Below are 21973 nucleotides of genomic sequence, written 5' to 3' on the forward strand. Positions count from 1 at the left end.
TTACAGTGAAGCCCCCACCGGCGTGCCGCCATGGCGCGCCTGATATTGTTTCACCATGCGGCCAATCAGCAGCGTGCCGATCAATCCACACACCGCAGCGAATGACAACCATACGCCGGGCATCGCTTTATCGCCCGTGGCATGGATCAGGTAGCTTGAAACCGCTGGCGTGAAGCCACCAAACAGCGCGGTCGCCAGGCTGTACGCCAGTGAGAAGCCGGTGGCGCGCACTTCAGCCGGCATAATTTCCGCCAGGTAAACCACCATCGCCCCGTTATAGCTGGCATACAGGAACGATAACCACAGCTCCGCTTCCACCAGATGCGCAAACGTAGGTGATCCCACCAGCCAGTGCAGCACCGGCCAGGTGGTCAGAATCATCAGGATGGTGAAGGTGATCAGCAGCGGACGGCGTCCAATCCGGTCTGACAGCGAGCCCATCACCGGCAACCAAATCAGGTTAGAGATACCGACGAACAGGGTCACCATAAAACTCTGCTCATCGCTCATCATCAGCACGGTTTTACCGAAGGTCGGCGTGAAAGCGGTGATCATGTAGAACATCACCGTGGTAGTCACCACCATCAGCATACCCGCCAGCACCAATGCCCAGTTCTCACCGACCGAGCGCATAATCTGTCCCATAGTTGGATGCTGCTTGCGCTTGCTGAACGCTTCTGTTTCTTCCAGCATGCGGCGGATCCAGAACAGGAACGGCACAATCATACAACCGACCACGAACGGAATACGCCAGCCCCACTCGGTGACCGCTTCCTTCGCCAGTAGATGATTAAGACCGAGGCCAAGCAGCGCAGCGAAGATCACCGCGACCTGCTGGCTACCGGACTGCCAGCTAACATAGAAACCTTTGCGTCCTTTTGGCGCCACTTCAGACAGATAAACCGACACACCGCCTAACTCCACGCCCGCAGAGAAGCCCTGCAGCAAACGACCCAGCAGAATCAGAATCGGCGCGGCAGCCCCCAGCGTGGCATAGCCCGGCACCAGAGCGATGGTGAGTGTGCCCAACGCCATCAAGCCTAATGTCAGTAACAGCCCTTTACGGCGTCCGTGATGGTCAATGTAGGCACCCAGAATAATCGCGCCAAGTGGACGCATCAGGAAGCCCGCGCCAAAGGTCATCAGCGTGAGCATCAGTGAAGCAAAGGGATCATCTCCGGGGAAAAAGGTTTTGGCGATCGCCGTAGCGTAATAGCCAAACACCATAAAATCGTACATCTCAAGAAAGTTACCGCTGGTAACGCTAAAGATGGTCTTGGCACCGCCTTGCGATGTTTTTTGTAAAGATTGACTTGCGCTCATATTGTCCTTCCTGGGTTTTTCTTCCGTTGTAGCGGGTTGTGCCAGGAATAGATGTGATCCGCTTCACCATTGCAGTTTACAAAAGTAAGACCAAAAGTAACAAGAAATTAACATTGGCGGCGGAAGCAAACAAAAAGGGCCGCTATGGATAGCGGCCCTTGTGAGCGATCAGAGGGGGAATTACTTCTTCACCGTCTCCATGCCCATCAAACCAATCTTCAGATAACCCGCTTCACGCAATTGATCCATCACGCTCATCAGCGTTTCATAATCCACTGACTTATCCGCCTGGAAGAAGATGGTGGTGTCTTTCTTGCCTTCGGTCTGCGCCGTCAGCGCATTCACCAGCGTCTCTTTGGTCACCGCATCGTTGCCGATATAGATCTGCTTATCTTCTTTAATCGACAGATAAACCGGTTTTTCCGGACGCGGTTGCGGTGCGCTGGTGGACGCAGGCAGATTAACGCGCACATCCACCGTGGCTAATGGCGCGGCGACCATAAAGATGATCAGCAGAACCAGCATAACGTCGATAAACGGCGTCACGTTGATTTCATGCATTTCGCCATCGCCTACCGAGTCATCGTTTAAACGCATCGCCATAATACTTATCCTACGCGCAGTTTCTGTGCCGCCGCCGGACGGGTCGCTTCATTCGCGGTATCCACGTTGCCGAGATCCAGATCGCGGCTCTGCAGCAGCATCACCTGCGCCGCAACATCACCCAATGAGGCTTTGTAGCTGGCAATCATGCGCGCGAAGACGTTGTAGATAACAACAGCAGGAATAGCGGCAACCAGACCAATCGCGGTCGCCAGCAACGCTTCTGCGATGCCCGGCGCCACAACAGCGAGGTTGGTGGTCTGAGTTTTAGCGATACCGATAAAGCTGTTCATGATGCCCCACACGGTACCAAACAGGCCGATGAAGGGAGCAACAGAACCGATGGTAGCGAGGAAGCCGTTACCGCGACCGGCATGACGGCTGAAAGCCGCAACGCGACGATCAAGGCGGAAGCTGGTACGTTCCTTAATGCCATCAAGGTCTTCGGTACCCGCAGAGAGTTCCAACTCGTTCTGCGCATCGCTCAGCAACACCGCACTGTGGCTGTTGCTGTTGAAGCTTTCAGCGGCGCGGTAAGCATCATTAAGCGAACGTGCTTCGCCCAGCGCCTGCTGTTCGCGTTTCAGGCGACGTTTCGCCCCGCTCAGCTCAGCAAACTTGCCGAAGAAAATCGCCCAGGTGACAACCGAGGCCAGTAACAGGCCAATCATCACCACTTTTACCACGATATCGGCATGCTGATACATGCCCCAAACGGAGAGGTCCGTTTGCATCAAATCACTGGCTACCACGCTGCGTCTCCAACTTCTGTTGCACAGTTCACGATTGAAGCGCGGATCATAGCAAAAAAATTGACCGAAGTGATAGTAGTTCTCATTACTATTTACAATCCAAAAGTGTCTTGTATTTCCACAATTTGGCAAATGATTTACAGAATACTGGCGTCACTCTGATAATCCGCAATCAGGCGCAACCCACTGCGGTGTTTCGTGGTAACGTGGATGTTTTGTGGTAAGTGTCAGGAAAGGCAGTGATGGCAACGAATAAAATTGATACCACGCTGGTTAGCGCGGGACGAAGCAAACGTTACACTCAGGGCTCAGTTAACAGCGTCATTCAACGCGCATCTTCACTGGTTTTTGACACGGTTGCTGACAAAAAACGGGCGACTGCGGGTCGTGCATCGGGCGAGCTTTTTTATGGCCGCCGTGGCACCCTTACCCACTTCTCGCTGCAAGATGCCATGACCGAACTGGAAGGCGGCGCGGGTTGCGCGCTTTATCCGTGCGGTGCGGCTGCAGTATCCAATGCGATTATCTCCTTTGTCGAAGCGGGCGATCACATTCTGGTGAGCGGCGCGGTCTATGAGCCAACGCAGGATTTCTGCACCAAAATTCTCAGTAAGCTGAATGTCTCCACCACCTTCTTTAATCACTGCATCGGCAGTGAAATCGGTGAACTGATTCAGCCAAATACTCGCGTGGTGTTCCTCGAATCCCCCGCGTCCATCACTATGGAAGTGCAGGATATTCCTGCCATCGTGGCCGCCGTGCGCGCCAAAGCACCAGATGCGATTATCATGATCGATAATACCTGGGCGGCGGGCGTGTTGTTTAACGCGCTGGAGCATGGCATCGATATTTCGATTCAGGCAGGCACCAAATACATTATTGGCCACAGCGATGCGATGATTGGCACCGCCGTCGCCAATGAACGTTGCTGGCCGCAGCTGCGAGAGAATTCGTACCTGATGGGCCAGATGGTGGATGCCGATACGGCGTACATGGCCAGCCGCGGCTTGCGCACACTCGGTACGCGTTTGCGCCAGCATGAAGAGAGCGGTTTGCAGGTCGCGGAATGGCTGGCAGGCCAACCGGAAGTGGCGCGCGTCAACCATCCGGCGCTGGCACAGAGTAAAGGCCATGAATTCTGGCAGCGTGATTTCAACGGCAGCAGTGGACTGTTTTCCTTCATCCTGCATGAAAAATTGAGCCGTGAGCAGCTGGCTAATTATCTCGATCACTTCCACCATTTCAGCATGGCTTATTCATGGGGTGGCTATGAATCCCTGATTCTGGCCAACCAGCCGGAAGAGCTAGCGGAGATTCGCCCGGCAGGCGGCGTCGATTTCGACGGTACGCTGGTGCGTTTGCACATTGGTCTTGAACACGTTGATGACCTGCTGAACGACCTGAAAGCGGGCTTTGCGCGCTTAAAACAGTAAATATTTAAACAAAACCTAAACCATTTCGTGCCGCATCGGTGAGATCAACGTCTGCGATGCCACAGATGGTTAAAATAGAATCCTTGTGACTCGATGGGATAGCAGATGGGTGTTTTACATGAGATTGTCCACGCGCTCTGGCATCAGGATTTTGCCGCGCTGGCTAATCCGGATGTCGTGTGGATTGTCTACGGCGTGATGTTTTTAACGCTGTTTCTGGAAAACGGTTTGTTGCCTGCCTCTTTTCTGCCGGGTGACAGCCTGTTGCTGCTCGCAGGTGCCATGATTGCCAAAGGCGTGATGGATTTCGTGCCCACCATGGTGATCCTGACCACTGCCGCCAGCCTGGGCTGCTGGTTGAGTTATTTACAGGGGCGATGGCTGGGCAATACGCGGATGGTGAAAAGCTGGTTGATGCATTTGCCGGCGCAATATCATCAGCGCGCCTGGAATCTGTTTAACCGCCACGGTTTGATGGCGCTGCTGGTCGGTCGTTTTCTGGCGTTTGTTCGCACATTGCTGCCGACCATGGCAGGTATTTCGGGTTTACAGAATGGGCGTTTCCAGCTGTTTAACTGGCTGAGCGGCGCGCTGTGGGTCGGGATTGTGGTCGCCATGGGCTATGGCATCAGTCAGGTGCCGTTTATCAAGCGTCACGAAGATCAGGTGATGGCAGTGCTGATGGTGCTGCCGATGGTGTTGCTGTTTGTCGGTCTGACCGGCAGCATCGTGGTGATCTGGAAAAAACGCCGCCAGAAAACGAGCTAATTCGGTTCGGGTTGCCATTAATGGCAACCCTTCAATGGTTCAGTGCCGTTTCGTCGCGCGCGCATTCATGCACATTTGGCCGTTCAGATGGCGTCAAACAGCAACCCATAGCGCAGTGCCATTTCTTCAATGCACATTGATCTGTATTTGTTCAGGCAGCGTCAAACGGCAACGTTTGGCGCACGCGGCTGGCTTCCTCTCCCGGCGTCACGCCGAAATAGCGCTTAAACTCCCGCGAAAATTGCGAAGGGCTTTCATAGCCCACGCGCACCGCTGCCGCACTGGCTTTCATCCCATCCTGCAACATCATCAAGCGTGCCTGATGCAGACGATAGCGCTTCAGATATTGTAGCGGCGAGGTCTGGGTGACGGCTTTGAAGTTGTGATGGAACGCCGAAACGCTCATGTTCACTTCAGCAGCCAGCATATCGACGCTAAGGCTTTCGGCGAAATGGCTTTCGATGCGGCGTAAGGCGCGCGCAATCTGACTGAACTGGGTCTGACGATTCACCAGCGACAGCAGCGCACCGCCAATCGGGCCGGTGAGCACATAGTAGATAATCTCCCGCACCAGCTGTGGTCCCAGCACGCGCGCATCACGCGGATGGCTCATCGCATCCAGCAAACGCTCGGCAGCGCACAGCATCTCTTCACTCATAAACGCCGAATGGATACCAGAAGTATGCAACTGCGGCTGAAATTGTTCGTCGTCGCCGATATCCATCAACAGATCCTGCAAGCTGGCGATATCCACGCTCAGGCACATGCCGGCCAGCGGCTCTTCCGGGGTGGCTTCGGTTTCGCATTCCACCGGCAGCGGTACGGTCAGCATCAAATACTTCGTGGCGTCGTAATGAAACACCGTGCTGCCGAGATAACCGGTTTTACGCCCCTGAAAAAGAATCACAATGCCGGGTTGATACATCATCGGCGTGCGTGGAAGTGTTTCGCAGGCGTAGATGAGCTTGACGTTTTCCACGGCGCATAGCGGCTTACGCGCATCATTCATTAGCGCGGTCACGCGCTGCGCCAGCTGGCGGCAAAGGGCATCGTTCGGCATGGATCACTCTCAGGCAGCAAAAAAATCAGTGTGCCGTAATGCTGCTCAAAGCTCCACCCTTCAGCAGAATCAGGCAAGATTCTGGCAGAAATGACCAGGGTAAAAGGGCGAGGTGATTGCCACAATGATCCTGCGGTTGAGTTTGTTGACTAGACTTAACCTCAGCGCTTTTACGGTAAGTCACTGCGACAGATAAGGAGCAACTATGGCAGAGCAACCTATTATCAAACTGCACGACGGCAATATGATGCCGCAACTCGGACTCGGTGTCTGGCAAGCGAGTATCGAGGATGCCCGGGCGGCGATTGTTGAGGCCTTAAAAGTAGGCTATCGCTCGATTGATACCGCCGCCATCTACAAAAATGAGGAAGCCGTCGGTCAGGCACTGCAGGACACCGATGTCGCACGCGAAGACATTTTCATTACCACCAAACTGTGGAATGACGACCAGCAGAACGGCCAGCAGGCGATAGAGACCAGCCTGAATAAGCTGCAACTGGAGAGTGTCGATCTCTATTTGATGCACTGGCCGTGCCCGGAAAAAGATCACTACGTTGAAGCCTGGAAAAAGATGATTGAGCTGCAGCAGCAGGGCTTAACCAAAAGCATTGGCGTCTGTAACTTCCATGAAGCCCATCTCAAACGCCTGATCGATGAAACAGGCGTCTCGCCGGTGGTGAATCAGATTGAGCTGCATCCAATGCTGCAACAGCGCACGCTGCATGCCTGGAACGCACTGCATCAGATTCAGACCGAATCCTGGAGCCCGCTGGCGCAAGGCGGTAAAGGGGTATTCGATCAGGAGATCATTCGCGAGTTGGCGAAGAAATACAGTAAGACGCCAGCGCAGATTGTGATTCGCTGGCATCTGGATAGCGGATTAGTGGTGATTCCAAAATCGGTGACGCCGGAACGTATTCGTGAAAACTTCCAGGTGTTCGACTTCAGACTGGAAAAACCCGAGATCAGCGAGATGACTAAGCTCGATAAAGGAAATCGTTTGGGGCCGGATCCCGAGAACTTTAACGGGTAAGTCGGCACAGTTTAACCGCCAGGCGGATACGGCTAGCGCGTGCTTGCCTGCATTGGCTTCACAACAGGCGTGCGGTCATGTGTGGATCGCTATGCATCGTGACCCTGTCAATTTGACGGTCTCTTGTAAGGTGCGCATCGCTGCGCACCTTTTTTCTTAAGGGACGGGATTGACCTGTAGCTGCCCCGCCGTGCCGCGATCGGCTAACTCCAGCGTCTGGCTGTAGTAGACAAACGGGAAGTGATCCGACGAACTCTGCGGGAAGCTCACCAGCAATTCGACATCACCATCCACCCACACCGTATCTTTCCAGCCCCGATCCTCGCCCATCGGCTGTGCGCCATTGACGCTCTTGATCAGGAACATCACGCCCTGAATATGCAGCGACTGCGGGCGATCGGCATGGATAATCCAGCGTTCAAAGGTGCCCTGCTGCACCGTGGTGTCGATGCGGCTCATGTCCCAGAGTGCGCCATTGATGCCCGGCACACTGTCGCCAATGCGGAATTCGCGCGTGCGCACCGCCACACCATCCAGAATCTGATCCGCTAATAAGCGCATCGGCAGATTGTCGGTAACCAGCGGCAGTAAGCCGGTCGGGCGCAGGCTCAGAACCAGCGTGTTGGCGAGAATGGAGGAAGGTTCAAACAGACCGCGCAGGCGATCCATCAGGCCCGCCGCAGTCCCTGCCGTAATTGAGACTTCATCGCCCTGCGACATATCCACCAGCACTTCACGGCGTTCACCGGGTGCCAGCGACAGCGTTTGCACCGCAACGGGCGCAGGCAGGAAGCCTTGATCGCTGGCAATCACGGTAAACGGACGATTATCCGAGAAGCTCAAATCAAAGCGACGCGCGTTCGACGCATTCAACAGTCGCAGACGCACCCAACCACGCGACACCTCGACATACGGATTCTGCACGCCGTTGACCAGCAACGTATCCCCGAGGAAACCGCCGTCTGAGGGTGGGTTATAAACCGGCGTGGCAAAGTTATCGAGACGCTTGTCCTGGATAATCAGCGGGAAGTCATCAACGCCATAGTGCTTAGGTAACGGCAGCGCTTTGCTGACGTCATCTTCAATCAGCCACATGCCCGCCAGGCCGTTGTAGACGTGTGGCGCCATACGATTTGGCGTATTGGCGTGATACCACAAAGTCGATGCACCCTGACGAACCGGCAATACCGGCGCCCAGTCAACGCCGGCTGACATCATGCGCGGTGCACCGCCCATTAAGGCGCCCGGCACCTGCAATCCGCTGACCGTCATCGCTACCGGTTCGTTGAGACGGTTGCTGTAAATCAGCTTCACATCATCGCCGCTGTAGACGCGCACCGTGGGGCCGAGATACATGCCATTAATGCCCCAGACCGGCACTTTATTGCTATTACCGCTAAATGACCAATGGCTGCGTTGCAGCGTCAGAAAGAGCGGCTGGCCACGGCGAGATTCAAGCAGTGGCGGAACAGGAAGCGGCACATCGCCCATCGGGGCCGCAGCGTAGGCGGCATAAGGCATGCTACTGGTCGCCAGCGCAACACCGGCGGAAAGCTGAATAAACTGACGTCTGCTGCAAGACATAAAACTTCAGACCTTTTGAGCGGGGCGTGAAGACGCCGTGTCCATGTTGTTCTTGTTAGTGAGTTTTTGCTGTGATGAGCACGGGGCAGAAACTCTGCCCCGTGGATGGCTAGAGTTTACCGTTTTTTTCGCGTTCGGCGACTTCGGCGTTCAATTCTTCCAGCTTAGCAGACATTAATTCGCGGCAGTGGGTGGCTAATTTGCGCACCGAGGTGGTTTCAAACTGCCTGGTGTCCACTGGCGGCAGCATTTCAACAATCACCAGGCCGTTGTTCCAGCGATTAAGTTTCACTTTGCCGTGGGTATTCGACACCACCACAGGGATGATCGGCACACCTGCTGCTACTGCAGCATGAAACGCACCGGTTTTAAACGGCAGTAAACCACGGCCACGGCTGCGGGTGCCTTCCGGGAACATCCAGAATGAAATCTTCTTTTTATTAAACTGCTCGACCAGTTCACCGATGGTGCCATGCGCTTTGGCACGGTTATCACGGTCAATCAGCAAATTACCGGTCAGCCAGTAGAGTTGACCAAAGAACGGGATCCACAGCAGGCTCTTTTTGCCGACGGTGACCGTGGTCGGCTGCACGATCTTCGCCGCCGTGATCATGTCGTAATTGTTCTGATGGTTGGCAATGTAAATCGCATTGCCATAGTTCTCCGCGTCGGCGGGTTTGCGCAGTTCGACTTTGACGCCAAACACCGTCGACAGGCGACCAAACATATGGCCGAACGTCGCCACATGGCGGGGATTACGCGGTGAGAACAAACACCAGATACTGCCGAAGATGCACACCAAAATCGAATAAACGATAACAATAATCGTGCGTAAAATTAGTAACATAGCTTCCTCAAGTTGGGCAATCCATTGCCTGGTCAGTCTTATTCTTCGCTACTGGCGTCACTTTTCGGGCGCGCTGGCGCGTTCACTTCCACGCTATCAATGCGCTGCAGGCCTCGCGACACGCTGCCACGACGACCGCGATCGGCACGCACTTTTTGCAGATCCTCATCACGCATGATCAGCTTACGTTTGCCGACATACAGAGTGATCGAACTGCCCGGCGGCAGAATCAGCAACCACTGCAGCTTATCCACGCCCGCAGCGGCATCCGCTGATGGAATAGAGATGATTTTATTGCCTTTGCCTTTCGACATCTGTGGCAGATCGCCCACCGGGAACATCAACATACGTCCGGCCTGGGTAATCGCCAGCAGCATATCATCGCCCGAATGCACCGCCATTGGCGTCATCACTTTGGCATTGTCTGGCAACGTTAGCAGCGCTTTACCGGCGCGGTTGCGCGAAATCAAATCGGCAAAGGTACAGATAAAGCCGTAACCCGCATCGGAGGCCATCAACAGTTTCTGGTCGTCCGCTTCCATCAGCACCTGTTCAAACGCGGCACCTGGCGGTGGCGTCAGTTTGCCGGTTAGCGGCTCGCCCTGCCCGCGCGCCGACGGCAACGAGGTCGGATCCAGCGTATAACTACGGCCGGTGGAGTCGATAAAGGCCACGGGCTGATTGCTCTTACCGCGGGCGGCGGCGAGGTAACTGTCACCGGCTTTGTAACTGAGACCGGTTGGATCGATATCGTGGCCTTTGGCGCTGCGCACCCAGCCCATCTGCGACAGCACAATCGTTACCGGCTCGGCACTCACCAGCTCAGTTTCGCTCAGCGCTTTAGCTTCTTCACGCTCATGCAGCGGCGAACGACGATCGTCACCGTAGGTCTGGCTGTCTGCCAGCAATTCTTTCTTCAGCAGGTTACTCATCTTGCGTTCGGACGCCAGAATCGCCTGCAGCTGATCGCGCTCTTTCTCCAGCTCCGCCTGCTCACCGCGAATCTTCATCTCTTCCAGTTTGGCGAGATGGCGCAGTTTCAGTTCAAGAATGGATTCGGCTTGCGTGTCGCTGAGTTCAAAGCGCGACATCAGTACTTGCTTAGGCTCGTCCTCGGTACGGATGATGTGAATCACTTCATCAATGTTGAGGAACGCCACCAGCAAACCTTCGAGGATATGCAGGCGGCGCAGCACGCGCTCTAAGCGATAGTTCAGGCGGCGCGTCACGGTATCGCGACGGTACACCAGCCATTCAGACAGGATCTCCAGCAGGTTTTTCACCGCCGGACGGTTATCCAGTCCGATCATATTCAGGTTAACGCGATAGCTCTTTTCCAGATCGGTGGTGGCAAACAGATGATTCATCACCTGCTCCACATCCACGCGATTGGAGCGCGGCACAATCACCAGACGCGTGGGGTTCTCATGGTTGGATTCATCACGCAGATCTTCCACCATCGGCAGCTTTTTATTGCGCATCTGGTTGGCGATCTGCTCCAGTACGCGCGCACCGGAAACCTGGTGCGGCAGTGCCGTGATCACCACATCGCCGTCTTCTTTCTTCCATACCGCGCGCTGACGGATCGAACCGCGCCCGCTTTGGTAGATCTTACGGATCTCGCTGCGCGGCGTGATGATCTCGGCTTCGGTCGGATAATCCGGGCCCTGCACAATATCCAGCAACTCATCCAGCGTGGTGTTGGGTTTGTCGATCAGCTTCACCGCCGCTTCCGCCACTTCACGCAGGTTGTGCGGAGGAATATCGGTGGCCATGCCCACGGCGATACCGGTGGTGCCGTTCAGCAGGATGTTCGGCAGACGCGCCGGCAACATCTTCGGCTCCTGCATGGTACCGTCGAAGTTGGGGATAAAATCCACCGTGCCTTGTCCCAGCTCGCCCAGCAAAATCTCGGCATATTTGGACAGGCGTGACTCGGTGTAACGCATCGCGGCGAAGGATTTGGGATCGTCCGGTGCACCCCAGTTACCCTGTCCATCCACCAGCGGATAGCGATAGGAGAACGGCTGTGCCATCAATACCATCGCTTCATAGCAGGCGCTGTCGCCGTGCGGATGGTATTTACCTAATACGTCACCCACGGTACGGGCAGATTTTTTGAATTTGGCGCTGGCGTTGAGCCCCAGTTCCGACATCGCGTAAACAATACGACGCTGCACCGGTTTCAGACCATCGCCGATATACGGCAGTGCGCGGTCCATGATCACGTACATGGAGTAGTTCAGGTACGCGTTTTCCGTAAATTTGTGCAGGGCAAGACGCTCTGCACCATCCTGCGTCAATTCGCTCATTAAGCTCGCATCCTCACTTCGTGGCCCGCAACGGCGGGGCATCCGGCGCTCATTTGGCGAGGATAGTACCTTATTCGTGCGAGTTAGTCACAGGGAAGCCAATGACCGCAGGCAGAATCGTATGGCCTTAAATAACGTGATATCGGTTGGAAAATGAAAAAGGAATGAGAGCAATATCACAATTAATATCCCAATTAATATGTGAGCAGGATCGCAATTAATTATTAACGATTTCAGGTGTATTAAAGCTGTCCGTAATCATGGACAACATTTAGTATTGTTGCTTACACCGTCCTTTCCTAAATTTATACTCCATAAGACATCAATATTGCGCTCCTGATTTCTGGCATGAAGAAATAGCTAACGAGGAAATAATCTTAAAAACGCTTTGCCAAAATAAAGGGTGACCGAATGCAAATACTGACTTCGCGACAACACCGTTTAGTCAAACTGCTGTTGCAACATGCTGCACCGCAGCCGATCAGAGAATTAGCCCTACAGTTGGGCGTGTCAGAAAAGACGATTCAGCGCGACTTGCAGTGGCTGGAAAGCTGGCTCGGTAGCTGGTCACTGACGCTGGAGAAAACCCCAGGCCGCGGCGTGCGTTTGCGGGTTGATGATATCCAGCAGCGCCTGCAACTGGAGCAGCAACTCAACGGCGATGAAAGCAGCGCCGATGCGCTGGGGCAAAACAGCCGCAGAGTAAAAATTGCCTCGCAGTTGCTGAGTGACGCGCCGCGTGCAACCTCTATCAGTAAGCTGTCGGAACGCTATTTTATCAGCCACGCCTCGATTGTGAATGACCTGAAGGTGATTGAAGAGTGGCTGCAGCCGCTGGGTTTGACGCTGCAACGTGGGCCAGGTGGCACCCATATTGAAGGCAACGAACAGGCGCTGCGTCAGGCAATGGTCTCCCTGATCAATGATGTGATGCAGCAAAATGTTGCCGGTACGCCGCTGTTGCCGCGTCTCGATCCTGGCAGCCAGCAGGCGCTGGTGCATTATTTTGGCGATGAGGATGTGGCTTTTGTGCAGACGCTGCTGCAACAGATGGAGCAGCAACTCAGTTACCCGCTAGGCGATGCCTGGTATCTGAATCTCTGCACTCATATTCTGATCATGATGCACCGCATGGCGCAGGGGAATGCGCTGGCACTGGCAACGCTGGCCACAATGCAGGATCTCGATCAGCGCATTTTACTGATTGCCCAGCAAATGGTGACGCAGATTGAACAGCGGATGTGCTGCGCCCTGCCCGCCGATGAAGTGGGTTTTATTTATCAATATATCGTGTCATCCGGCATTGTGGTGGAAGAGCGCGGCGATAATGCGCCGATGCATAATCAATTCTCCACCGCAGAGTCCGTAAAAATAACCTGTGAATTAATTGATCGTTTCGCAGCCTTTATTCAGCAAGATTTAGCGCAGGACCGATTATTATTTGACGGCTTACTGGTGCATATAAAGCCACTATTAAATCGACTCAAATATCACATTCATATTCGCAATCCGCTGCTGGAGGATATTCAGCAGGAAATGAAGGGCATATTTTCGTTAACGCAACAGGCGATGCAATTAACCGCTCGCACTTATGGGCTTTCGCCAGTGGCTGACGACGAAATCGGTTATCTCTGCGTGCATTTCCAGGCCGCGCTGGAGCGGCAAATTGCCCATAAACGCATTCTGGTGGTGTGTTCCAGCGGCGTGGGGACATCGCATCTGCTGAAGAGCCGCATCTTGCGGGCGTTCCCTGACTGGGAAATTGCGGGTGTGGTCTCCGCCAGCAATCACGCCGCGTTTTGTCAGAACCAGACGGTGGATTTAGTGATCACCACTATCCATCTCAACGCCGGGCCTATTCCGGCAGTGTATGTGAGTGCATTTTTTAACGATGACGATATCCGGCGGGTGACTGACGCCATGATTGGCAGCCAGCTGCCGGACGGCGCGCACTGCGCGTTGGCTGAACATTAATTGAATGAGGTAAAACCCATGGACATTTCCCGCATTCTGACGCCACGCCGCGTTAACCTGGCGCTCACCGCCACCACCAAAGAAGAAGTGATCAACGAACTGACCGATCTGCTGTATCAGGACGGCGCCATCACCGATCGCGCAGCCTTTATTGAAGATGTCTGGCTGCGTGAAGCTGAAGGCTCAACTGGGTTCGAAAACCACGTTGCCATTCCGCATGGCAAGTCTTCCGCCGTCCAACACACCACATTAGCCATTGGTCGTACCCAGCAGGATATCCCCTGGGAGACGCTCGATGGCAGCCAGGTGCGCTGCATCATCCTGTTCGCGGTGCGACTGGAAGATCAGAACACCACCCATATTCGCCTGTTGTCGCAGGTGGCCAGCGCGCTGGCCGATGATGAGGTGATTGCCCAACTGCTGGTGGAAAACGACCCCAGCAATATCATCCGGCTGTTTAGCCAGTACGCCGAAACCGACCTCTGTTAATCCCCTAACTCTTTGAGGTGACACATGAATATCGTCTGTGTAGCGGCCTGCACCGCAGGCATCGCGCATACCTATATTGCGCGTGAAAAACTGATCAAAGGCGCTCATGCACTGGGCCACACCATCCACGTTGAAACCCAGGGCACCATTGGCACTGAAACCGCGCTGACGCGTGAAGACATCGCCGCCGCTGACGTAGTGATCCTCGCCATTGATGTGAAGATCAACGGCGAAGAACGTTTCCAGGGCAAACCCATTGTGCGAGTGAAAACCGAAGTGGTGATCAAGTCACCGGTGAAATTCCTCGAAAAAGTGGCGGATTCACTGGCGCGTGCCTGAGGAGATCCATCATGAACGACAACAAACGTCAGTACGGACAAGAGATCAAAGGCCATCTGCTCACCGGGATCTCCTGGATGATCCCGCTGATCGTCGCCGCCGGGATCTGTATCGCACTCGGTCAGGTGATTGGCGGGCCGGATGTCGGCAAGCAAACCGGCACTATCGCCTGGATGCTGAATCAGATCGGCGGCTGGGGCATGGGGTTGATCGTGCCGCTGATCAGCGCGGCGATTGCCTACTCGATCGCCGATCGTCCCGGCTTTGCGCCAGGTTTGATCGTCGGCTTTATCTGCGGGCAGATCGGCACCGGTTTTATCGGCGGTATGCTCGGCGGCTTCCTGGTGGGTTACACGGTATTGCTGTTGCGCCGCACCATTAAGCTGCCGCAGTCGATGCAGGGGTTGATGCCAATTATGGTGCTGCCGGTGTTGAGCACCATCATCGCCGGGCTGTTGATGATGACCTTTATTGGCCAGCCGATAGTCTGGCTGCAAAAGGCGCTGATTCATCTGCTGGAATCGATGCAGGGCGGATCGAAGTTTGTGCTGGGTGCGGTGCTGGGCGCGATGGCGACCTTTGACTTCGGCGGCCCCATCAACAAGACCATGTCGCTGTTCGCCGACGGCATGCTGGTCGACGGAATTTATGGCCCGGAAGCAGTGAAGTTTGTCGGCTCAATGATTCCACCGTTTGGCATCACGCTGTCGTATCTGCTGACGCGCCATAAGTACACCAAAGCGGAGAAAGAGGCGCTGAAAGCCGCCTTCCCGATGGGTATCTGCATGATCACCGAAGGGGTGATTCCGATTGCGGCGCGTGACCTGCTGCGTGTGGTCGGCAGCTGCGTGGTGGCCTCTGCCATCGCCGGTGGGCTGATTATGGTGTGGGGCGTGGAAGCACCGGTGCCGCACGGCGGGATGTTTGTAGTGCCGCTGTTCACCAAACCGCTGATGTTCTGTCTGGCGCTGGGAATCGGCACCGTGGTGTGCGGCGTGATGCTGTCGCTGATGAAAAAACCGGTGACGCAGGCAGATGAAGAGTTCGATGACGTGGAAGCCCCTGGCGTCCGCGACGAAGAGATCAAATTTACACTGGAATAAGGAGCCACCATGTTTGCCATGATGAATGACCTGATTCAGGCCGCCGCTAAACAGCAGTATGCCGTGCTAGCGATCAACTGCTTCAACCTTGAAACCGCGCGGGCGGCGATTCAGGCCGCCGAGCAACAGCGCGCACCGCTGATATTAAATGTCTATCAGGGCCACAGCACGCACTTCCCACCTGCCGTCGCGGTGCCGCTGGTGCAGGCACTGGCGAATGCTGCCACGGTACCCGTTGCGCTGGCGCTGGACCACGGCAAGGCCTTTCCGCTGATTGGCCAGGCATTTCGCGCCGGCTTTACCGGCCTGATGATCGATGCCTCTGCCGATCCGCTGGCCGAAAATATTCGCCAGACCGCAGCGGTAGTGAAGATGGCGCACACCGCTGGCGTTTGCGTCGAAGGCGAGTTGGGGCATATCGCCGATGCACCCACCTATGAGCTGGCGGATGCGTCGGTGAAGATGACGCAAGTTGCCGACGTGCTGCCGTTTATTGAGCAAACCGATATCGATTTGCTGGCGATTTCGGTGGGCACTGCGCACGGGCTCTACCCGGCGGGCGTAAAGCCGAAGATTGATTTCCAGCGTTTGCAGGAGCTGCATGCGGTCTCAACACGCCCATTGGCACTGCATGGCGGTTCGGGCACACCCGCCGAGGATATTCGCCGCGTCAGTCAGCATGGTGTGGCGAAGATCAACGTCGGCGCCGCAGTGTTTGATGCCGGTAAAAACGCGGTTGAGCAGGCGCTGAAACAGCATCCGCACGCGGAACTGGCCGATCTGCTTGGGCTGATGGAATCCGCCTGCCGTGAAGTGGTGATTGAGTATCTGAGCTGGTCGGGATCGGCTGGCAAAGCGTAGGGCGCGGACGCCATAAATGGCACCCCTACGGGGCCCCGTAGGGTACGCGTGGAAAAGAACACTCGTGATTTGACGCATTAAACACGCACCTGAAAAGCCGCTTCGATCATCGCGATGTAAAGCAGCGGCAAGATACAGCGCGATAAGTCGCGCAGCAACAGGATGCAGAAGCATTTCCCTTTTTATCCATCATCGGGTCGGCGCACGCGTCGGCTCTGGTAAAACTCACGTTGAGGAAATATTAACATGTTGATTTCAATGAAAGAGATGTTGGCACCGACTCGTGAACACCGCTTCGCCATCGGCGCTTTTAACGTAGCAGACAGCTGCTTTATTCGTGCTGTGGTGGAGGAAGCCGAGGCCACCAATACTCCGGCGATCATCTCGATTCACCCGAGTGAGTTGGAGTTCGTGACCGATGAATTCTTTGGCTATGTGCGTGAACGTACGCTGAAAAGCAAAGTGCCCTTCACCATTCACCTTGACCACGGCGCATCGATTGCGCAGGTGCTGCGCGCCATCCAGTGTGGATTCACGTCGGTGATGATCGATGGATCGCTGCTGCCGTACGAAGAGAACGTGGCACTGACCAAAGAGGTGGTGAAGCTGGCGCATTCGGTAGGCGTGTCAGTGGAAGGTGAACTCGGCACCATTGGCGATACCGGCACCACCGTGGAAGGCGGCGTCAGCAAAGTGATCTATACCGAACCGGCGCAGGCAGAAGATTTTATCCAGCGCACCGGCGTCGATACCCTGGCGGTAGCGATTGGCACCGCGCACGGTATCTATCCAAAAGATATGAAGCCGGAACTGCAGATGCATATTCTGAGAGATATTGCTCAGCGCACCGATATTCCGCTGGTATTGCACGGGGGTTCTGCTAACCCGGATGCGGAAATTGCTGAAGCGGTGACCCTCGGCGTGGGCAAAATCAATATTTCCAGCGATATGAAATACGCCTACTTCGCCAAACTGCGCGAAATTCTGGCGCGTGAAACCTGGTGGGATCCCAACGTGATTTATCCGGAAGCCATTACTGCCGCCAAAGCAGTGATTCGCTACAAGATGAATCTGTTTGGTGGATTGGGTAAAGCGAGTTTGTATCGCTGAGTACGTTTGGGAATTAAGACAATGATGGGCGGCCTGAAGGCCGCCTAAATAAATTTCCATTTTAGCAGGAAGATATTACTTACATAAATCACATTCAGTTATTTATTTAATCAAGTGAAGTAATCTAATAAGATTATTGTTATAGCTGGTTTTTATTTTTTCAAGATAAATGGGATCATTAAGTTCAGTGTCCCATTGCATAGCATCGCCTTTTTGGAAAGCATGACAGCGGCTGGAGTAATGCTTAAGCTCTGTGACCCTAAGTTGGCTGCTAGAAAGATCGCTAATATTCTCTCTCATACTACGCTCCCGAAAAGCCAGAATCTCAACAGGGCAAATTAACTGCACATTACCTAATGAAAAAACCGGCACACCAGTAATGAAAAATCGCTGAGGAATTTTAGAATATGTTCGCGTATTCCATTCATTCCCAGGGAAAAGTGCAGGTGAAAACTTATCGTTTGAAATATAATAGTGATGTGCATGCCAATCAGTGATACCAACCAAACGCAGAGATGAATTAACCACAACATCTGAAAAAGATCTGAATACGGTGAAAATAATAAAAACAACAAAAATCATCGCAAGAAATATATCTCTAAACTTGTAGAAATAACCTCGTTCTTGTGACGCAGAAAACCATGCAACTGCAGGTAGCATAGTAAATACGGATATTATGATTACCAGCAGCATAACCATGCCTAGCTGTGCGTAATCATTATGAATTTCGCCGAAGTCTAATCGTGGGAAAATAAATAATAACGGAAAAATTTGCACCCAAGCTGGAGCAAGTAAGATAGCAGATAAGAGAAACTTTTCGACAAGTTTTCTATGGAATGGAATATAGGTCTTAGTGATATTCAAATCTTCAAAATTAGAAGATTTCAACAATTTTTTCGATAGCATGCGATAGGAATTCGCCGCTGTTAACATCGTCGCTACAACGAATGATAAAAAATGAAGGTAACCATTATCAGGCCATTTTTTTTCAAAACATAAAAATAGAAAGAAAAACCCACACCAAAATAAAATGCTATTATATACACAGATAATTGTAAGATGAGACCCAAACCCTTTGTAAACTCCAATTTCCTTTTGGTATAACTTAAAGGAGAAAATCGTTACAAACGAAGAGGATACAAATAAAGAAAAGAACATAACCATAATTAAAAATGAGAAAATAACGATAACTATCATTGATGGTATGTTATTGATGACATCAAGAAATACGTCTTGACGACCCAAACTGAAGAGATAAAACCAGACAATGAAAATGGCAACAGTACTGATGCCAATAGATGATTTCAATGCTAGATATAGGCCTTCCTTAATACTGACCTTTAAATTTCTAATTATGTCTTCCATGTACCCCTCCAAATCAGAAAAAAACACCAACTGCTAATGATTAGATCAAACCAATTAAAAACATTAAATATAAGACCCCGCGGACCTCGGAGCCTTATAATAAAATATTTTATGAAATTTTAGAACTATAGCCCACTACTACATAACCTTGGGATTTTAAGGCTCACACCTAATTTTTAGGGTGGTAATTATTTAGCAATACCCAACCACTGCGAAGCAATCTGCGCATATTCGCCGGTGGCGGTGCTGAGATGCAGCCACTGATCGACGTACAGTTTCCAGCTCATATCGTCACGCGGGATCATGTAGGCCTTCTCACCATATTGCATCGGTTTATCCGGGTTGATAGCGCACAGCGTCGGGTAGTGCTTCATCTGGAATAATGCTTCGGACGCATCGGTGATCATCACATCGGCTTTCTTATCCACCAGCTGCTGGAAAATACCGACGTTATCGGCCAGTTGCAGTGTCGACTGCGGCAAGTGGCTGTGCACAAAGGCCTCATTGGTACCACCAGCCGGTTCAATCACCCGCACACTCGGCTTGTTGATCTGCGCGACGGTTTGGTATTTGTCTTTATCATCACAGCGCACCAGCGGGATTTTGCCATCCACACCCAGCGGCTCGGCAAACCAGGCAATCTGCTGACGTTTTAAGGTCACGGACACGCCACCCAGCGCGATATCACACTGCTTCGCCACGAAATCGTCACTCATGGTTTTCCAGGTGGTTGGCACCCACTGCACTTTGGCGCCCAGACTGGCCGCCAGTGACTGCGCCATGCTGATATCCAGCCCTTCATACTGCCCATCGCTGCGCAGATAGCTGTAAGGTTTGTAGTCGCCCGTGGTACAGACTTTCAGGGTTTTACTGCTACGAATTTCGTCGAGGTGGGATTGCGCCGACGCAGCGCCACTCACCAGAAGTAATGCACTCAGTATCGCGGTTTTCATGATTTCTTCTTTTTTATGTTGATGTCGGTTTGCGCGCGGATTGTTGCATAGCCCTGCGCATTGTTGCTTTATTAGCAAAAGTCTTGTGATCAATCACGCATTTTTTTGTTCCGCCTGCGCGCGTAGAGTGTGCGCCATCAACGGGAAACAGAGCGAATCATCCATGAGCAATATTTTAATCATCGACGGCGGAAAAACCTTTGCCCACTCGAAAGGCGAACTGAACCATACCCTCACAGAGGTGGCGGCCAGCCAACTGCGCGATTTGGGCCATAACGTGGTGGTCACCCTTGCCGACAGCGACTACAACGTGGCAGAGGAAGTGCAAAAATATCTCGACAGCGACGTGGTGATCTATCAAATGCCTGGCTGGTGGATGGGCGAGCCGTGGACGGTGAAAAAATACATTGATGACGTGTTCACTGAAGGTCATGGCTCACTGTATGCCAGCGATGGCCGTACGCGCAGCGACGCGGGCAAAAAGTACGGTTCTGGCGGTTTGATTCAGGGCAAAAAATACATGCTGTCGCTGACGTGGAATGCGCCGCTGGAGGCGTTTACCGATCCTGAGCAGTTCTTTGAAGGCATAGGCGTGGACGGTCTCTATCTGCACTTCCACAAAGCCAACCAGTTCCTCGGTATGGAAGGTTTACCGACCTTTATCTGTAACGATGTGATCAAGATGCCGGACGTACCGCGCGATATCGAACGTTATCGGACTCATCTCAGCCAGATCTTTGCTTAACTGTAAGCACACCGGGAAAAGAGGAAGCGCTATGTTAACCGTCGTTGCAGAAATTTGCGTCAAGCCAGGCCGCCGTCATGTGGTGCTGGAAGCCATTAAGACACTGATCCCTACCGTGCTGGAAGAGGAGGGTTGCCATCAGTACGACGCGCTGGTTGACCATCAGGCGCAGGTGCCGTGGAAGCAGAATTCACCGGATTCGATCTTTATGCTGGAGCAGTGGGAATCACTGCGCCATCTTGAGCAGCATCAGCAGATGCCGCACATGGACGCGCATCGCGCCACGATCAAAGATGATGTGGTGGACGTGAAAATCCTGGTGTTAGAGCCAGCGCGTTAATCGCCCAAGCCTCTGCCTGTGCAGGGGCTTTTTTATAGCAGGCGATCTTGCTCTATTTTTTCGCGCAGAAAATCGAGAAAACAGGTAATGCGCGAGGTAAGGGACTGGTTGCGGTAATACACGGCGTGAACCGGCAGACGCCATTCGCGCGTTTCCTGCTCCAGCACCTGCACTAAATCGCCCCGCTCGCGATCTTTGCGGCTGACAAAATCAGACAAGCGTGCAATACCCTGCCCTGCCAGCGCCAGTTGACGTAAGGTTTCTCCGCTGGAGGCCGACAGGGTCGGCTTAATTTGTAAGAACTCACCTTCACGCTGCCACACTGGCCAGACGTTATGCGCATCCAGCTGGCTGAATCCCAAAAGCTGATGGGCTGACAACGCCTCAACCGTTTCAGGCTCGCCATGCTGTTGCAGATAAGCCGGGCTCGCCACTAAGCGCGTCGCGCTGCTGCCCAGCACGCGGGCACGCAGCGTGGAATCACGCAACTCCCCGACGCGAATCGCGATATCGGTCTGCTGCTCCAGCAAATCGATCATGATGTCGTCGGTGTTCAACTCCAGCTGAATCAGCGGGTAACGCTGTCGAAATTCCGCCACCAGCGGCACAATCACATGCAGCATAAAGGGTGCGTTGGCATTGATGCGCAATCTGCCGGAAGGAATATCGCGGCGCTGGGCAATCTGCTCTTCCGCCAGTTCTACCGACGAGAGGATCTGGCGCGCATGATCGAGGAAGATTAACCCTTCCTCAGTGAGTGCGAGACGCCGCGTGGTACGGTGCATCAGGGTGGTTTGTAATTTGCTTTCCAGCCGACTCAGCGCCCGGCTGATACCAGAACTGGTTTGATCGAGTTGCTCGGCCGCCGCCGTGATTGAGCCAGTATCCACCACCGCCACCCAGGCGCGCAGTTCTTCCAGTGTGATTTTCACGTTCCTTTCCCCGTAAAAATTTGGCTTGGCCTAAATAATCTGGGACG

21 protein-coding genes are annotated in these 21973 nt (G+C 53.5%); 11 read left to right on the top strand and 10 right to left on the bottom strand.

Translation table 11 applies throughout. The annotated features are described in order from the left end of the window. The 3 genes from VI01_RS08460 to exbB form a co-directional block, all read right to left on the bottom strand. Positions 1 to 1323: an MFS transporter gene (locus VI01_RS08460; RefSeq protein WP_045814789.1), complete on the bottom strand. Its 1323-nt coding sequence runs from the start codon at positions 1321 to 1323 to the stop codon at positions 1 to 3. 180 nt (positions 1324 to 1503) lie between these two features. After that, positions 1504 to 1926, bottom strand: a complete 423-nt coding sequence (gene exbD, locus VI01_RS08465; RefSeq protein ID WP_034828432.1) for a TonB system transport protein ExbD — start codon at positions 1924 to 1926, stop codon at positions 1504 to 1506. A gap of 5 nt (positions 1927 to 1931) precedes the next feature. Continuing rightward, positions 1932 to 2660 carry a tol-pal system-associated acyl-CoA thioesterase gene (exbB, locus tag VI01_RS08470; RefSeq protein WP_197079579.1) on the bottom strand — a complete coding sequence of 243 codons (729 nt, stop codon included), beginning with the start codon at positions 2658 to 2660 and terminating at the stop codon, positions 1932 to 1934. A 260-nt stretch (positions 2661 to 2920) separates the two neighbouring features. Between exbB and metC the strand changes: the two genes are divergently transcribed. Next, on the top strand, positions 2921 to 4111 hold the full coding sequence (metC, locus tag VI01_RS08475) for a cystathionine beta-lyase (RefSeq protein ID WP_045814791.1): 1191 nt from the start codon (positions 2921 to 2923) through the stop codon (positions 4109 to 4111). Positions 4112 to 4216: 105 nt separating this feature from the next. Further along, positions 4217 to 4879: a DedA family protein gene (locus tag VI01_RS08480; RefSeq protein ID WP_038644709.1), complete on the top strand. Its 663-nt coding sequence runs from the start codon at positions 4217 to 4219 to the stop codon at positions 4877 to 4879. A 151-nt stretch (positions 4880 to 5030) separates the two neighbouring features. On the opposite strand, the gene VI01_RS08485 is transcribed toward VI01_RS08480, so the two are convergent. Continuing rightward, entirely contained in the window at positions 5031 to 5939 is a 909-nt protein-coding gene (locus VI01_RS08485; protein ID WP_038644707.1) for an AraC family transcriptional regulator, read from the bottom strand. 205 nt (positions 5940 to 6144) lie between these two features. Here VI01_RS08485 and dkgA point away from each other — a divergent pair, with 205 nt between their 5' ends. Beyond that, complete coding sequence (dkgA, locus tag VI01_RS08490) at positions 6145 to 6972, top strand: 2,5-didehydrogluconate reductase DkgA (RefSeq protein ID WP_045814792.1); 828 nt, start codon at positions 6145 to 6147, stop codon at positions 6970 to 6972. 156 nt (positions 6973 to 7128) lie between these two features. Here dkgA and ftsP read toward each other — a convergent pair whose 3' ends face one another. From ftsP to parC, 3 genes are all read right to left on the bottom strand, one after another. Further along, a complete protein-coding gene (gene ftsP, locus VI01_RS08495) occupies positions 7129 to 8556 on the bottom strand; it encodes a cell division protein FtsP (RefSeq protein ID WP_038644703.1) in 1428 nt (475 codons plus the stop codon). A gap of 109 nt (positions 8557 to 8665) precedes the next feature. Beyond that, complete coding sequence (locus VI01_RS08500) at positions 8666 to 9403, bottom strand: 1-acylglycerol-3-phosphate O-acyltransferase (protein WP_045814793.1); 738 nt, start codon at positions 9401 to 9403, stop codon at positions 8666 to 8668. 38 nt (positions 9404 to 9441) lie between these two features. Next, a complete protein-coding gene (gene parC, locus VI01_RS08505; RefSeq protein ID WP_045814794.1) occupies positions 9442 to 11715 on the bottom strand; it encodes a DNA topoisomerase IV subunit A in 2274 nt (757 codons plus the stop codon). 411 nt (positions 11716 to 12126) lie between these two features. Between parC and VI01_RS08510 the strand changes: the two genes are divergently transcribed. The 6 genes from VI01_RS08510 (at position 12127) to VI01_RS08535 (ending at position 17591) form a co-directional block, all read left to right on the top strand. Beyond that, the gene (locus VI01_RS08510; RefSeq protein WP_045814795.1) at positions 12127 to 13689 is read left to right on the top strand and encodes a transcription antiterminator; all 1563 of its coding nucleotides are present in this window, start codon (positions 12127 to 12129) and stop codon (positions 13687 to 13689) included. Positions 13690 to 13707: 18 nt separating this feature from the next. Continuing rightward, positions 13708 to 14178 carry a PTS sugar transporter subunit IIA gene (locus tag VI01_RS08515; protein WP_034828413.1) on the top strand — a complete coding sequence of 157 codons (471 nt, stop codon included), beginning with the start codon at positions 13708 to 13710 and terminating at the stop codon, positions 14176 to 14178. Positions 14179 to 14202: 24 nt separating this feature from the next. Beyond that, a complete protein-coding gene (locus VI01_RS08520) occupies positions 14203 to 14517 on the top strand; it encodes a PTS fructose transporter subunit IIB (RefSeq protein WP_034828411.1) in 315 nt (104 codons plus the stop codon). Positions 14518 to 14528: 11 nt separating this feature from the next. After that, on the top strand, positions 14529 to 15620 hold the full coding sequence (locus VI01_RS08525) for a PTS fructose transporter subunit IIC (RefSeq protein WP_034828408.1): 1092 nt from the start codon (positions 14529 to 14531) through the stop codon (positions 15618 to 15620). A gap of 9 nt (positions 15621 to 15629) precedes the next feature. Beyond that, a complete protein-coding gene (locus VI01_RS08530; protein WP_045814796.1) occupies positions 15630 to 16481 on the top strand; it encodes a class II fructose-bisphosphate aldolase in 852 nt (283 codons plus the stop codon). 246 nt (positions 16482 to 16727) lie between these two features. Further along, positions 16728 to 17591: a ketose-bisphosphate aldolase gene (locus VI01_RS08535; protein WP_045814797.1), complete on the top strand. Its 864-nt coding sequence runs from the start codon at positions 16728 to 16730 to the stop codon at positions 17589 to 17591. 102 nt (positions 17592 to 17693) lie between these two features. Here VI01_RS08535 and VI01_RS08540 read toward each other — a convergent pair whose 3' ends face one another. Together VI01_RS08540 and VI01_RS08545 are read right to left on the bottom strand one after the other, a co-directional pair. Next, the gene (locus tag VI01_RS08540) at positions 17694 to 18956 is read right to left on the bottom strand and encodes a hypothetical protein (RefSeq protein ID WP_045814798.1); all 1263 of its coding nucleotides are present in this window, start codon (positions 18954 to 18956) and stop codon (positions 17694 to 17696) included. Between the two features lie 188 nt (positions 18957 to 19144). Then, positions 19145 to 19909, bottom strand: a complete 765-nt coding sequence (locus VI01_RS08545; RefSeq protein ID WP_038644689.1) for a transporter substrate-binding domain-containing protein — start codon at positions 19907 to 19909, stop codon at positions 19145 to 19147. Between the two features lie 163 nt (positions 19910 to 20072). Here VI01_RS08545 and VI01_RS08550 point away from each other — a divergent pair, with 163 nt between their 5' ends. Next, positions 20073 to 20654, top strand: coding sequence for an NAD(P)H-dependent oxidoreductase (locus VI01_RS08550; protein WP_045814799.1), 582 nt, complete (start codon positions 20073 to 20075; stop codon positions 20652 to 20654). A 31-nt stretch (positions 20655 to 20685) separates the two neighbouring features. Continuing rightward, positions 20686 to 20994: a putative quinol monooxygenase gene (locus VI01_RS08555; protein ID WP_038644686.1), complete on the top strand. Its 309-nt coding sequence runs from the start codon at positions 20686 to 20688 to the stop codon at positions 20992 to 20994. Between the two features lie 32 nt (positions 20995 to 21026). Here VI01_RS08555 and VI01_RS08560 read toward each other — a convergent pair whose 3' ends face one another. Continuing rightward, the gene (locus tag VI01_RS08560) at positions 21027 to 21926 is read right to left on the bottom strand and encodes a LysR substrate-binding domain-containing protein (RefSeq protein ID WP_045814800.1); all 900 of its coding nucleotides are present in this window, start codon (positions 21924 to 21926) and stop codon (positions 21027 to 21029) included. Positions 21927 to 21973 lie beyond the last annotated feature (47 nt).

Origin of the sequence: Pantoea sp. SM3 (assembly GCF_000963995.1) — a bacterium.
GTDB lineage: Bacteria > Pseudomonadota > Gammaproteobacteria > Enterobacterales > Enterobacteriaceae > Pantoea > Pantoea rwandensis_B.